Raw genomic sequence first — 13,046 nt, forward strand, 5'->3', positions numbered from 1 at the left:
TTCTCCAGTCGAAGGGGTTCTTGAAAAAGCATAGGGGAGCTCACTGACAACGGTTCTTCGCCGGAACCCGGGCTTCGCGGTAAGTTCCTAAGCAGAGTCCCAGCCAAACATCTCGACCCGCGAAACGGAGACACTGTGCCCCAGCAGATTCACCACCCCGTCGATCCCCGGCCGCTGGGCGGTACCGGTCTCCTGGCCAGTCCCATCACGCTCGGCACCTCATCGCTCGGTGCCGGAACCAGCTCCGGGGACCGTGAGGAGGCGGCCGCCATCGAACTCGCCCAGGCAATGCTGCACGGCCCGTACGCACTCGTCGACACGTCCAACAACTACGCAAAGGGCCGAAGCGAGGCAGTTCTGGGCCTGGCACTGGCGAACGGCGGCGCTGCCGAGGGCCGGTCAGTTGTCACCAAGGCGGACCAGGACCCCGAAACCGGCTCCTTCGACCGGGACCGGGTCCGGCGGTCCTTCGAAGAGAGCTGCCGGCGGCTCGGAGTGGACCGGCTTCGACTGATGCACCTGCACGACCCCTACTCCATCACCTTCGAAGAGGCGGCAGCGCCGGGTGGCGCAATCGCCGGAATGCTGGAACTGAAGGAAGAGGGGTTGGTAGATGCCATCGGCATCGCCGCAGGAACTGTCAGCCTGATGCGGCAGTACGTCGCCACCGGAGCCTTCGACGTCCTCCTCACCCACAACCGGTTCACGCTGGTCGACCGAAGTGCACTTCCGCTCATCGACGAGGCAGTGGAGCAGGGGATGGGCGTGTTCAACGCTGCGCCCTTCGGTGGCGGACTCCTCGCTCGCGGCTCCGCCAGCGGCGCAACCTACGCCTACAACGATTCCCCGCCGGAACTCCTCGAATGGGTAGCTCGGGTCGAGGGCCTCTGCGCCAAACATGGAATCGACCTCCCGACGGCGGCACTCCACTTCTCCCTGCGCTCACCTCTGGTCGATTCCACCATCGTCGGCATCTCATCGGTGAAGCGCATCGACCAGCTCGAACAAGCGCGGCAGGCAGAAGTGCCGCCGTCGTTCTGGGAGGAACTGGACAACCTGGGCACACCGCCGTCGCCCATCACCGATTGAGCGGGTCGGCCCGTGAACTTCGCGGTTACTGCGGACCGCACCCGCCTGGCCTGGCGGTCGGACGGCTCCGGGACTCCGCTCCTGCTCATCGCCGGCCAGGCAACCGCGCTGACCGGCTGGGAACCGATCGTTCCCAGTCTGGCCGAGGATTTCCGCGTCATTCGCTTTGACCATCGAGGGGTAGGCGAGAGCGATGACGGCCCCACCGGACACCTCAACACCAGGGACTTCGCCGCCGATGCCCTCGTAGTCCTCGACGCCGCCGGTGTGGAACGCGCGCACATTTATGGGCACTCGATGGGCGGCCGCGTTGCGCAGTGGCTCGCGATCGATCATCCGGACCGGGTTGGCGCCCTCATTCTCGCTGCCACCTCGGCGGGCGGGTTCCTCGGGAAGAACCGCGATCCCGACGCCACCCGGGCGCTCACCAGCGGCGACCCGGCCCAGCTCGAACCGCTCTTCTTCGACGCAGACTGGGCAACCGCGCACAGCTCGGCTGTCCGGACTTTCTTCACATCACGCGCATCGAAGCAGGCCAAACGCCGGCACTTCCGTGCAAGCACAGAGCACGACGCGCGGAACCTCCTCGGCTCGCTGGAGGCGCCGACGCTCATCCTTCACGGCACAGATGATCCCCTCACCCCGCTGGACAACGCACTGGCCCTTCGTGAACTTATTCCGCACTCGGTACTGGTGAAAGTAGCGAAGGGGCGGCACGGCTTTCATCTCGACCATCCCGAAACCGTCGACTGGATCGGACAGTTCATCGCCCGGAAAGCACCGCATCTCTAGCGTGGCTGGATATTACCTATAGGTCGCAAACCTGCCACACTGGCAGCCTGTCTGAGAAGGAGACTCCATGCCGCACTCCAATGACCCAGCCACCATCAAACGGCTGCTGACCACTCCGGCGCGCTGGGCCGTCGTCGGGCTCTCGAACAATCCGCGGCGGGCCGCTATGGGGGTATCGCGCTTCCTGATCGACCAGCTCGGAATGGAGGTTGTTCCGGTCAGTCTGAAAGGTGACGACGTTTACGGCCGCACCGGATACAAGCGGCTGGCCGACGTGCAGGGAGAGATCGACGTCGTCGACTGCTTCGTGAACAGCCAACGGGTGGGCGCGGTGGTCGACGATGCGATCGCAGTGGGCGCCAAGGCGGTTTGGCTGCAGCTCGGAGTGATCGACGAGGCGGCGGCCCAGCGGGCGGCTGATGCAGGACTGGACGTTGTCATGAACACCTGCCCCGCCATCGAGGCTCCGAGGTTGGGGCTGTAAGCACGAAGCCCCCGCACTCACATGCGCTGGTAGCGGGAGCGCACCACCATGAAGACGCCGTACGCGATCAGCCCCAGTGCAACCGCGCCCAGGATGTAGACGCCGAATGGCTGCTCCTGCAGTGACTTGAGTGCGCCGTCCAACCCGCTCGACTTTTCCGGGTCGTGTGTGACGGTCGCGGTGATGACTAGAATGCCCAGCACGCCCAGCGCGATCCCCTTGGCGACATAGCCGATGGTCCCCAGCGTGGTGATGGCCTTGCCTGTCGAGCCCGAGGGCTTGCCTGACAGATGCTCTTCGAACTTCTGGGTAACGCCGCTGTAGACGAAGTACCCCGCCACAATGAGAATACCGACGCCGATCGCGAGCAGGAGCGCCGGCCCGGCGGGGCTCGCCATCAGGGCCGCACTGGTCGACTGGGTTGAGCCGCCTCCGCCTCCGCCTCCGCCCAGCGCGTACTGGGCAAACCCGATTCCGATTGCCGCATACACCATGGCTTTTCCACCGTTTTTCAGCCGGTAGATGACATCCTCCTTGCCGTCGAGGCGCTGCGGCGGAAAGAACACCTCGCTCAGCAGGAACAGCGCAAGGGCACAGCACCCGATTGCACAGGCCCACAGCAGGATCCCGCCGAACGGCGTGCTGGCGAGCGATGACATGGCCCCGGCCTGATCGGGGCTGCCTGATCCTCCCGAGGCAACGCGCACAGCAATCACGCCGATGAGGATGTGCAGCAGGCCCGCCGCGACATACCCTGCACGGGCAGCAATGATGAACGGCTTGGAATCAGCTGCGTCTTCGGCTCCGTCTGCAACCTTCTGCGCCTGTCGGCCCAGGTCTGACATGTGCACTCCTTGATCGTGGTCCCTATAGTGTGTCACCGCTTCGCTGTAGGCTCACTACGTGGATGCAGAACAGCTTCGGGTGGCCTGTCTGGCCTTCCCCGGCACGTTCGAGGACTTCCCGTTCGGGCCGGAAGCCTTCGTTTTCAAGGTGCGCGCACAGGGCAGTGATGCCTGATATCACTCACACCGCAATAGGGTGGACGCGGCTTGGCGCCTGGCCGGCAGGCTTTCGGCCCATGCGCCACCGAATCCGGGTGGGCACGGGAGAAGCCGCCTTTCGCCGGTTGGCCGAGGGCATCCTCACGTTTGAACTCCACCGCCGCTCCAACCTGCGTATCGCGGCGGAACCACGAGCCGCCGTCGGAGGCTCCGTAACCGTGGGGTTCGGTGTGGGCAATTTACGCCTGAATGCGCCGTGTGAAGTGGTATGGGTGGAAGAAGTGAACCCAACCAGCGACGACGACGGCGGTGCCGCTCGCGGCGCCCGCCGGGCCGGCTTTGGTTACGCCACCCTGCCGGGTCATCCGGAGACCGGCGAGGAGAGTTTCGTTGCAGTGCTGGAGGCCGACGGCTCGGTGTTCTTCGAACTGCACGCCTACAGCCGGCATGGGAACTGGTTCTACCGTCTCGGTGCTCCGGTAGCGCGGTTCTGCCAGGAACTCGCTACCCGCTGGTACCTTAATGCTGCCCGCCAGCTGGCGGCGGGTCCAGCGTAAGCAGATTCAGGCCTGCTGCACCATGGGCAGGGTCAACAGCGCAAGAAGAGGAGGGGCTCCCTGGACCAGGGCGGCAATCCATAGCGTCCGGTTGGTGACCACGAGCACGACGGCGGCGAGCACCATGACTGCCAGCGCGAGGACAATCATGCCGTAACCAACGAGGGTGCCGGACAGAGCCAGGCCCACAATCACACCGGCAGCCAGGAAGAGGTTATAGAAGCCCTGGTTGAACGCCATGGGCCGAATGATGTCTGCGTGTTCCTGGGAGGCAATCCCGAACTTCCGCCACGCGGACGGGTGACGCCAACGCACACTTTCGAGCACAAAGATGTACACGTGCAACAGACCCGCAATCATGGCGAAAAGCGCACTCAACAGCGGAAATGTCATACATCAACCCTATCTGCTGGGTTGCTCTACCCATGGACAGCTCACGTAACGATATGGCAGAGCACCGGCGTGCAGTACGCCGGTGCTCTGCCATATCAGCGCTCGCCCGAAGGCTTACGCGAAGTGCTTCGGAAGCGTGGCTTCGTGTGCTTCCTTCAGCTCCGTCAACGGGAGGGTGAAGTGACCCTGCACGTCGAGCGCGTTGCTCTCGACATCCACAACACCGATCCGCGTACGCGGGAAGTTCCGCGCGGCGCACATATCGTTGAACCGCACCTCTTCCGAACGGGGAACGGAAACGACGGCGCGGGCCTGGCTTTCACTGAACAGCGCGGTGAACGCGTCAATTCCGTCGCGCTCGCACAGCTCGTCAATTGCGATCCGCGCACCTACACCGAAGCGCAGGGCTGCCTCCGACAGTGCGGCGGCGAGCCCGCCCTCGGAGAGGTCGTGTGCCGCATCGATCATGCCGTCGCGGGAGGAGTTGATGAGGATCGCCGCGAGCGTCTTCTCGGCACCGAGATCCAGCGCCGGGGGCTGCCCGCCGAGGTGGCCGTGAAGGTTTGCCCACTCGGAGCCGTCGAGCTCATCGCGGGTGGTGCCGAGCAGGTAGATAGCCTGCCCGTCCTCCCGCCAGCCCGACGGCGTGCGGCGGGCGACGTCGTCGAACACGCCCAGCACACCGACCACCGGCGTGGGGTGGATTGCCACGCCGCCCGTCTGGTTGTACAGCGACACGTTGCCGCCTGTCACTGGTACGCCCAGTTCCTGGCAGGCGTCAGCGAGACCGCGAACGGACTCGGCAAACTGCCACATCACCTCCGGGTCCTCGGGGGATCCGAAGTTGAGGCAGTCAGTGACGGCCATCGGCTTCGCACCGGAAGTAGCAACGTTACGGTAGGCCTCCGCGAGAGCCAGGCGGGCGCCGTCGTAAGGGTTGAGGTAGGAGTAGCGGCCGTTTGCGTCAGTGGAGAGCGCGATGCCCAGGCCGGTTTCCTCGTCAACGCGGACCACACCGGCATCATCCGGCATGGCCAGGGCGGTGTTGCCCTGGACGTAGCGGTCGTACTGGTTGGTGATCCAGTCCTTGGAGCACATGTTTGGGGAGGCCATGAGTTCGAGCACCGCTGCCTTGAGGTCGGAAGGCCGGTCTCCGGCGAAGGAATCTGCCTGCACACCGTCCAGCCACTCGGGGCGGGAGTACGGGCGCTCGTAGACCGGGCCGTCGTGGGCAACGGTGCGGGGATCGACGTCGACAATTTTTTCGCCGGCCCACTCGATGATGAGGCGGCCGGTGTCCGTGACCTCACCCAGCCAGGAGTACTCGACGTTCCACTTGTCCATGATGGCCTCGAACGCGGCGGTATTCTCCGGTGTCACCACCGCCATCATGCGTTCCTGCGATTCCGACATAAGGATTTCGCCCGGAGTCAGCGACGGGTCCCGCAGCAGGACGCTGGTGAGCTCGACGTGCATACCGCCGTCGCCGTTCGAAGCCAGCTCCGACGTTGCGCAGGAGATACCGGCTGCGCCGAGATCCTGGATGCCCTCCACCACTGAGGCCTTGAACAGCTCAAGGCAGCACTCAATGAGGACCTTCTCGGCGAATGGGTCACCCACCTGAACGGCGGGGCGCTTCGACGGCTTGGAGGAATCAAACGATTCCGACGCCAGCACCGATGCGCCGCCAATTCCGTCGCCGCCCGTCCGCGCACCGAAGAGCACCACGCGGTTACCGACGCCGGACGCGTTGGCCAGCCGGATGTCCTCGTGGCGAAGGACGCCCACTGCGAGGGCGTTGACCAGCGGGTTGCCCTGGTAGACGGAGTCGAACACCACCTCGCCGCCGATGTTCGGCAGGCCGAGGGAGTTGCCGTACCCGCCGATGCCGGAGACGATGCCGTGCACCAGGCGCGGGGTGTCCGGGTGATCGATAGCTCCGAAACGCAGCGGATCCATGACCGCAACCGGGCGCGCACCCATCGAGATGATGTCGCGGACAATGCCGCCGACGCCTGTCGCCGCGCCCTGATAGGGCTCCACGAACGAGGGGTGGTTGTGGGACTCGACCTTGAAGGTCACCGCCCAGCCGTCACCGATATCCACGACGCCGGCGTTCTCACCGATACCGACGAGCAGGTGCTCCTTCATGGCCTCGGTGACCTTGTCACCAAACTGGCGCAGGTGCACCTTCGAGGACTTGTAGGAGCAGTGCTCGCTCCACATGACCGAGTACATGGCGAGCTCAGCAGCGGTTGGCCGGCGTCCGAGAATCTCGACGACCCGCAGATACTCGTTTTCCTTCAGGCCCAGTTCGGCCCAGGGCAGGGGCTGCTCGGGAGTCTGCTCCGCGTGCTCGACCGTGTCGATATTGAACTTCTTGGACATTGTCTCTGTGGTCACTTGTTAACCAGCTTCTGCAGTACCGAGGTGAAAATGCCGAGTCCGTCCACGCCGCCGCGGACCTCAACGTCACCGAGAGCTGAGGAGTCAGGACCGAAGCCCGCCTCGACTGCATGCTCAGGGTGGGGCATGAGGCCAACAACGTTGCCGTGCTCATTGGTGATGCCGGCGATGTCGCGGCGTGAGCCGTTGGGGTTGCCGCCCAGATAACGAAAGACCACGCGCCCCTCGCCCTCAAGCTCGTCAAGAGTGCGCTCGTCGGCAACGAACTGGCCGTCCTGGTTCTTCAGCGGAACCACAATCTCACTGCCCTCGGCGTAGGAGGAGGTCCACGCCGTCGAGCTGTTCTCCACTTTCAGGCGCTGGTCCTTGCACAGGAAGTGCAGGTGGTTGTTCTTGACCATTGAGCCGGGGAGGAGGTGTGCCTCGGTGAGGACCTGGAAGCCGTTGCAGATGCCGAGCACGGGGAGTGAACCACCGGTTGCAGCAGCGGTGATCTGCTCCATCAGCGGAGCGAAACGCGAGATTGCACCTGCACGCAGGTAATCCCCGTAGGAAAAACCGCCGGGGATGATGACTGCGTCCACATCCTTGAGGTCATGGTCGCCGTGCCACAGCGCGACGCCGGTGCCTCCTGCGAGGCGGACGGCCCGGAGGGCATCGCGATCATCGAGCGATCCGGGGAACGTGACAACACCGACGCGGACGCCCGACAAACTCGAATCCACCACCGCGGCATTCGAATGCCCGATCAGCGGAGTTTCGACGGTCACTGGGCGTCCTCGATAACCTCGACGCGCGTCACGTCCTCGATCACCGGATTGGAGAGCAGGGTAGCGGCCGCATCGCGGGCGGCTTGCAGCACTTCTTCCGTGACATCGCCCTCGACGGACAGCTCGAACCGCTTCCCTTGCCGCACTTCAGCGAAGCCGGTGAATCCGAGGCGGGGGAGGGCGCCGGCAATGGCCTTGCCCTGCGGATCCAGGATTTCGGGTTTGGGCATGACGTCAACAACGATCCGGGGCATCCGGCAACTCCTGTGAAGTGTGCGCACTGGAAAATGCGGTTAAATGCGGGTGCCCGACGGGTGCCGTCTCACGCTTGGATATTTACAGCCTGTTCCAGCGCTCCGCGAGCTTGCCGTTCCATTCTACCGGCCGAACTCCCCGGCCCGGAAACTCGCGTCCGTTCGCCCGGAATCAGCGTGCGTCAGCGAAGAACTAGCGTGCGCCGGCAGCGCCCAGCACGGTTTCGAGGGCATTCCATCGTGCAATCTCGCAGCCGTCCGTGGCCGAGAAGGAGGCGTACACCCGGTGTCCGTCGACGGTGCCCTTGACTGTTGCTGTCTGCGGACCGCCATACTGCTGGGTGCACATCTGGTTGGGGTCCGGCTGTGCGTTGAAGAAGGCAGCGCCCAGACGTTTCACAGCTGCACACGCCGCTTCCGGGTTGGGCACAGTTGTGGTTTCGCCGATGCCGTCCGGAGTGCATTCGAGGAAATACTCGGTTGGCTGGGAGTCCGGGGTGGGCTTGATGCTGATGGCCAGCATGGCGGTACCCACGGCGTCGGGGTCCGACGGCAGGCTGGGGGTGGGCTTCTGTGAATCTGTTGGCATGCTGCTCTCCGTGGCTGTCGGCGACGAGGATGGTCCCGCTGATTCGGTACTGGGCGTCGTGGGAGGGGCAGCGGTCAGCTCCGTGCCGGGCTCACCGGCCGTGCCGCACGCTGCCAGGGCAGCCGAGAGTGCCGTGGCGGTAAGGATGCAGGCTATCCTGACGGCAGCGCCGTGTGCCAGTCCCATGGGAAAACTCCTAGTCACCCTCGAAGCACCTTTTCGCAGGGTGATCCCCGCACTCAGCGCCCGACGCCGGGTTGATTTCCCGGCTGAAGTTGATTGATGTACTTGCTTAACTGTGCACGCTTTAGCTGGGATTCAGCCGAGAACTCACGTTGCGCCCGCACATAGTCTGCCCGGCCTGCCGGCGTCTCGATGGCGATCGGAGGGTAGCCCCACTCGGCAAGGTCGTAGGGAGATGCCTTCATGTCCATGATCCGGATCCGCCAGGCGAGTTCAAAGCAGTCCATCACGAGCTCGCTCGGAAGCGCCGGCACCAGCTTGTACGCCCACTTGTAGAGGTCCATGTTCGCGTGCAGGCAGCCTGGCTGTTCAAGGGTCCGCTGTGTTGTGCGAGTCGGTTGAAGTTCGTTCAGCGGGACCGCCTGCGGCGCATAGAAGCGGAAGGCATCGAAGTGTGTGCACCGGATGCGGTTAGCCTCCACCACCTCGTCCGTCCCGCTGGAGCCAAGCCGGAGGTTCAGGTATTCGTGCCGGATGGCGTTGTCCTCCGACTTGTACGCCATGGCCCACTCATGCAGCCCGAAGCAGCCAAGCTGCGCCGGACGGGCAGCCGTGCCGGACAGGATGATTCGCGCGAAGTCCACTGCCTCGCGCCGCGCAGCCAGGAATGCGGCGAGATCCACGGTGACTGCGCCGTCGTCGTCGTTCAGGTTCAGTTGCTGCCGTTCCCTGCCCGTGAGCGGGCGGTAGAACTTCCAACCGGCGCGTTCGACGGCGGCCGGTCCGGTCAGCACCGTATGCGCACCCGGATGCCACCGCAGCAGTTGGGCGGGCTTCTGGGTGTAGTAAGTGAAGAGGAAGTCCTCCACCGGATGCTTGCGCTGTTGCGCGCGGCGACGCAGGTACGGCTCGGTGTAGGCGCGAGCACGCTCGGCATGGGCGAGGGCTCGTGGCTCCCACTCTTCCGGAGCCAGGACTGTCAGTGGCACCTCACCATTATCACCTGATGGCCTCGAGCAACCGTCTTCTACCATCCTGGCCGTCCAAAGTGAATGAACGAGCGTTATGAAAACCCGATTTTGCTGGAAGTCTCTGTTTACCGGCAGGTTCTGCTCAGGAGTACGTCCTATCGACGTTACTCGGGGGTAGCCTATGTGAGGCTTGGTTGTGATTCAGGGCACAGCCCCACACCAGCTGCTTTCAGTCCGGCAGGTCCGGGCGCTTTTTCGATGAAAGGTAATCTCGCGTGAAAGACCCCCAACACAGGAATGCGCGGGCAGGTGGTCTGCGTGGAGCTACAGCTCTCGTACTTGGCCTGCCGCTGATTCTCGGATCCATGACAGCGGTACCTGCCGCTGCAGCACCCGCTGGTCCTACTGCTACCCAGCAGATCCAGCCGGTCAAGAAAGTGGACCCCAGCAACTACCCGGACGGCCGCTACATCGTTGTGCTCAATGAAGAGCCTGCGGCTACATACGACGGCGGTGTGCCCGGCATCGAAGCCACCAAGCCGGGGAAGGGCGAAAAACTCACCGGCAAGAAGGACTTCCAGAAGTACAAGAAGCACCTGGAGCAAAATCAGCGGGCTGTGGCCGCCGCGGAGGGTGTGGAAATCAACCGCTCCTACGCTGCCGCGCTCAACGGCTTCAGTGCCAAGCTGACATCGGAGCAGGCGGTTGAACTCGCCAAGGATCCGAACGTGCGCATGGTTGCTCCGGACGTCGAAAACGCGCCGGACGATTACTCGAGCATGGACATCCTTGAACTCCGCGGTAAGAAGGGTGCCTGGAAGACCGAGTTCGGCGGCGAGAAGAACGCAGGCGCCGGGACAGTTGTCGGCGTCATCGACACCGGGTACGCACCGGGCAGCGCGTTCTTCGCCGGCGAGGAAGTACAGCCGCTCAAGGGCAACGCGAAGCCGAAGGTCGGCGTCCCCTACCTCAACGCTGAAGGCCAGATCGCCATGTTGAAGGCGGACGGCTCCACCTTCCTCGGTGAGTGCCAGGCAGGCGAAGGCTTCACCGGCGAGGAGTGCAACTCCAAGGTCCTCGCGGCACAGTACTTCGCGGATGACTTCATCCGCTTCGTTCCCGAAGCGAATCGTGCACCGGAGGAGCTCCTGTCCCCGGTCGACGTCGACACGCACGGAACCCACACGGCGAGCACCGCCGCGGGCAACAGCGGCGTCACGCAGACCGTTGACGGCCGCGACTTCGGTGTGTCTGCGGGCGTAGCTCCAGCGGCCAAGCTGTCGGTCTACAAGGTTTGCTGGGCCGATGATGATCCCGCTACCGGCGGCTGCTACTCGTCCTCCTCAGTTGCTGCCATCGAGCAGGCAACTCTTGACGGCGTAGACGTGCTGAACTACTCGATCTCAGGCAGCGCGACCACCACCACCGATCCTGTGTCGCTGGCCTTCCTCGGCGCAGCATCCGCAGGAGTCTTCGTGGCAGCCTCGGCCGGTAACTCCGGTCCGACCGCCAGCACCGTCAACCACGGTGCGCCATGGGTCACGACCGTCGCAGCGAGCACCTTCAGCCACGCGCTGCAGGGCACTGCCGAGTTCTCCGACGGGACCAAGTTCCGCGGCGCCAGCATCATGAACGCCGGCGTACCCGCCAGCCCGGTTATTCTCAGTGCCGACGCGGCTGCAGCAGGCGGGGTCAGCCCTGCCCTGTGTGGACCCGATTCGCTTGACCCCGCACTGGTGACCGGCAAGATCGTTGTCTGTGATCGCGGTGTCTTTGACCGCGTTGCCAAGTCCGCTGAGGTGAAACGAGCGGGCGGCATCGGCATGATCCTGGTCAACCTCACCGATTCCTCGATGGACACGGACAAGCACTCGGTACCTACCGTGCACGTCAATGCTCCCCAGAGCCTCGCGCTCAAGGAGAAGGTTGCAGCCAACCCGGACATCAAGGTAGCGCTGGTCCCGGAGGACACCACCGGAGAGCCGTTGCCTCCCGTCCCGCAGATCGCAGGCTTCTCCTCACGCGGTCCGCTGCTCGCAACGGGTTCGGACCTCCTGAAGCCGGACATCGCCGCTCCCGGCGTGGCCGTTCTCGCAGGTGTTTCACCGATCGGTACCGGTGGTGACGAGTTCGGGTTCCTTTCCGGAACCTCGATGGCGTCCCCGCATGTTGCCGGCGTCGGAGCCCTTATTCTGGCCGAGAACCCCAAGTGGTCACCCGCTGCGGTCAAGTCCGCCATGATGACCACTGCAACCCCCGTGAAGAACGCTGAAGGCGGCGTAGACGGCGACGTCTTCGCAACCGGCGCAGGCCAGGTCAACCCTTCTGGCGTGCTCAGCCCGGGCCTCATCTACGACGCCGGTCTGAAAGAATACCTGCAGTTCGTTGAGGGAACCGGCTTTGCGGACGTCGATGGCCTCGAGGGCATCGACGCCAAGGACATGAACGTCCCGTCCTTCGCCGTGGGCAACCTGACCGGTAAGGTCACTGTCACCCGTACGGTCACCGGTATGAAGCCGGGCACCTACACCGCATCAGCGAACGTGCCTGGTGTGGATGTGACGGTTACCCCGTCGGTCCTGAAGTTCACCAAGCCGGGCGAAAGCCAGAGCTTCACGGTGACCTTCGAGAACGACACAGCGGCCCTCGGCCAGTTCGCCAAGGGCTCGCTCACCTGGCAGAGCAAGCAGGAAGCGGTTACGTCGCCTGTTGCAGTTCGGCCCCAGTCGGTAGAGGCTCCGTCCGAGGTGTCCTTCACCTCCGAGGGTCCTGACGGCAGCGGAACGATCCCGGTAACCTCGGGATCCAACGCTCCTATCGCCATGGAACTTCTCGGTTTGTCCAAGGCAACCAGTGAAGACTTCTCACTGGTCCCGAATGGCGGAGGACTTTCCCTCTCAACGAACGCATCAAACTACGTGAGTACCCTGACTATCCCTGAGGGCACTCCGTTCGCGAAGCTGTCCGTTGTCTCCGCCGATCCGACTGCGGACTTTGACTTCTTCGTGGTCAACTCGCGTAATCAGATTGCTTATCAGGCAGCTACGGGCTCGGCAAGCGAGAGCCTGAACCTGCAGAATCCCACTCCGGGTACCTACAGGGTGATCGTCAACCTGTTCGCTAGCCCTGACGGTCGGGCAACTGCCGGAACCTTCGACGCCGCCATCCTGGGCGCCGATGAGGGCAACGCCTCGCTCACACCGAACCCGCTGGAGCTCGCCAACGGTGAGTCCGGTGAAGTCACGCTGAACTGGACCGGCCTCGAGCCGGGCTCCTACGTAGGTCGCGTGACCTACGAAGGATCCGCAGCCGTAACGTTCGTTTCGGTTGTTGTAGGCGCTGACGGTGTAGCCGCACCGACGGCAGTGTCATCGACCGGTGATGCAGACAAGCTGCGCACTGCCCCTCAGGGGGACGCTACTCCGACAAACGGTAAGTAGCATTCGCCGGTAGGAAAGCACAGCAAATCCCCCGCACTGGTAACGGTGCGGGGGATTTCTGCGTTCAGCAGGCTCTTTTTACCCCGTACGGACTTAAGATGTGGGTACTCGACC

Annotated in this window: 12 protein-coding genes and 1 pseudogene; 6 read left to right on the top strand and 7 right to left on the bottom strand. The window is 63.9% G+C overall.

Features of this window, described 5'->3' with window-relative positions:
• Nucleotides 1-135 precede the first annotated feature (135 nt).
• The 3 genes from ACZ2GY_RS01560 (at nt 136) to ACZ2GY_RS01570 (ending at nt 2,365) form a co-directional block, all read left to right on the top strand.
• Nucleotides 136-1,089, top strand: a complete 954-nt coding sequence (locus ACZ2GY_RS01560; protein ID WP_471672788.1) for an aldo/keto reductase — start codon at nt 136-138, stop codon at nt 1,087-1,089.
• A gap of 12 nt (nt 1,090-1,101) precedes the next feature.
• Nucleotides 1,102-1,881 (top strand): alpha/beta fold hydrolase, encoded by a 780-nt coding sequence (locus ACZ2GY_RS01565; protein ID WP_277358816.1) that lies wholly within the window; start codon nt 1,102-1,104, stop codon nt 1,879-1,881.
• A 67-nt stretch (nt 1,882-1,948) separates the two neighbouring features.
• Nucleotides 1,949-2,365, top strand: a complete 417-nt coding sequence (locus ACZ2GY_RS01570; protein WP_277358815.1) for a CoA-binding protein — start codon at nt 1,949-1,951, stop codon at nt 2,363-2,365.
• 17 nt (nt 2,366-2,382) lie between these two features.
• Here ACZ2GY_RS01570 and ACZ2GY_RS01575 read toward each other — a convergent pair whose 3' ends face one another.
• Nucleotides 2,383-3,210, bottom strand: a complete 828-nt coding sequence (locus ACZ2GY_RS01575; RefSeq protein ID WP_471672789.1) for a DUF1206 domain-containing protein — start codon at nt 3,208-3,210, stop codon at nt 2,383-2,385.
• 58 nt (nt 3,211-3,268) lie between these two features.
• Here ACZ2GY_RS01575 and ACZ2GY_RS01580 point away from each other — a divergent pair.
• Both ACZ2GY_RS01580 and ACZ2GY_RS01585 read left to right on the top strand, forming a co-directional pair.
• Nucleotides 3,269-3,367: pseudogene (locus ACZ2GY_RS01580) on the top strand (MmcQ/YjbR family DNA-binding protein); the annotation flags it as partial.
• A 79-nt stretch (nt 3,368-3,446) separates the two neighbouring features.
• Nucleotides 3,447-3,926, top strand: a complete 480-nt coding sequence (locus ACZ2GY_RS01585) for a DUF1990 family protein (RefSeq protein ID WP_471672790.1) — start codon at nt 3,447-3,449, stop codon at nt 3,924-3,926.
• Nucleotides 3,927-3,932: 6 nt separating this feature from the next.
• On the opposite strand, the gene ACZ2GY_RS01590 is transcribed toward ACZ2GY_RS01585, so the two are convergent.
• The 6 genes from ACZ2GY_RS01590 to ACZ2GY_RS01615 form a co-directional block, all read right to left on the bottom strand.
• The gene (locus ACZ2GY_RS01590; RefSeq protein WP_346027908.1) at nt 3,933-4,319 is read right to left on the bottom strand and encodes a DUF1304 domain-containing protein; all 387 of its coding nucleotides are present in this window, start codon (nt 4,317-4,319) and stop codon (nt 3,933-3,935) included.
• Nucleotides 4,320-4,433: 114 nt separating this feature from the next.
• Nucleotides 4,434-6,707, bottom strand: a complete 2,274-nt coding sequence (purL, locus tag ACZ2GY_RS01595; protein WP_404800730.1) for a phosphoribosylformylglycinamidine synthase subunit PurL — start codon at nt 6,705-6,707, stop codon at nt 4,434-4,436.
• 11 nt (nt 6,708-6,718) lie between these two features.
• Nucleotides 6,719-7,495, bottom strand: coding sequence for a phosphoribosylformylglycinamidine synthase subunit PurQ (gene purQ, locus ACZ2GY_RS01600; protein WP_471672791.1), 777 nt, complete (start codon nt 7,493-7,495; stop codon nt 6,719-6,721).
• Entirely contained in the window at nt 7,492-7,749 is a 258-nt protein-coding gene (gene purS, locus ACZ2GY_RS01605; RefSeq protein WP_277358811.1) for a phosphoribosylformylglycinamidine synthase subunit PurS, read from the bottom strand. Before purS ends, purQ begins: the two co-directional genes overlap by 4 nt.
• A 193-nt stretch (nt 7,750-7,942) precedes the next feature.
• Complete coding sequence (locus ACZ2GY_RS01610) at nt 7,943-8,524, bottom strand: SSI family serine proteinase inhibitor (protein ID WP_277358810.1); 582 nt, start codon at nt 8,522-8,524, stop codon at nt 7,943-7,945.
• A 53-nt stretch (nt 8,525-8,577) separates the two neighbouring features.
• Nucleotides 8,578-9,555, bottom strand: a complete 978-nt coding sequence (locus ACZ2GY_RS01615; RefSeq protein WP_471672792.1) for a 3-methyladenine DNA glycosylase — start codon at nt 9,553-9,555, stop codon at nt 8,578-8,580.
• 302 nt (nt 9,556-9,857) lie between these two features.
• Between ACZ2GY_RS01615 and ACZ2GY_RS01620 the strand changes: the two genes are divergently transcribed.
• Nucleotides 9,858-12,932: a S8 family peptidase gene (locus tag ACZ2GY_RS01620; RefSeq protein WP_471673523.1), complete on the top strand. Its 3,075-nt coding sequence runs from the start codon at nt 9,858-9,860 to the stop codon at nt 12,930-12,932.
• Nucleotides 12,933-13,046: the final 114 nt, after the last annotated feature.

The organism is Arthrobacter sp. KKT183, assembly GCF_055657625.1.

What these genes read in the sequence shown, in the direction of transcription:
- ACZ2GY_RS01570 (WP_277358815.1), top strand. Translation starts at nt 1,949, where the DNA reads ATGCCGCACTCCAATGACCCAGCCACCATCAAACGGCTGCTGACCACT.
- ACZ2GY_RS01575 (WP_471672789.1), bottom strand. Translation starts at nt 3,210, where the DNA reads ATGTCAGACCTGGGCCGACAGGCGCAGAAGGTTGCAGACGGAGCCGAA.
- ACZ2GY_RS01585 (WP_471672790.1), top strand. Translation starts at nt 3,447, where the DNA reads ATGCGCCACCGAATCCGGGTGGGCACGGGAGAAGCCGCCTTTCGCCGG.
- ACZ2GY_RS01590 (WP_346027908.1), bottom strand. Translation starts at nt 4,319, where the DNA reads ATGACATTTCCGCTGTTGAGTGCGCTTTTCGCCATGATTGCGGGTCTG.
- purL (WP_404800730.1), bottom strand. Translation starts at nt 6,707, where the DNA reads ATGTCCAAGAAGTTCAATATCGACACGGTCGAGCACGCGGAGCAGACT.
- purS (WP_277358811.1), bottom strand. Translation starts at nt 7,749, where the DNA reads ATGCCCCGGATCGTTGTTGACGTCATGCCCAAACCCGAAATCCTGGAT.
- ACZ2GY_RS01610 (WP_277358810.1), bottom strand. Translation starts at nt 8,524, where the DNA reads ATGGGACTGGCACACGGCGCTGCCGTCAGGATAGCCTGCATCCTTACC.
- ACZ2GY_RS01615 (WP_471672792.1), bottom strand. Translation starts at nt 9,555, where the DNA reads ATGGTAGAAGACGGTTGCTCGAGGCCATCAGGTGATAATGGTGAGGTG.
- ACZ2GY_RS01620 (WP_471673523.1), top strand. Translation starts at nt 9,858, where the DNA reads ATGACAGCGGTACCTGCCGCTGCAGCACCCGCTGGTCCTACTGCTACC.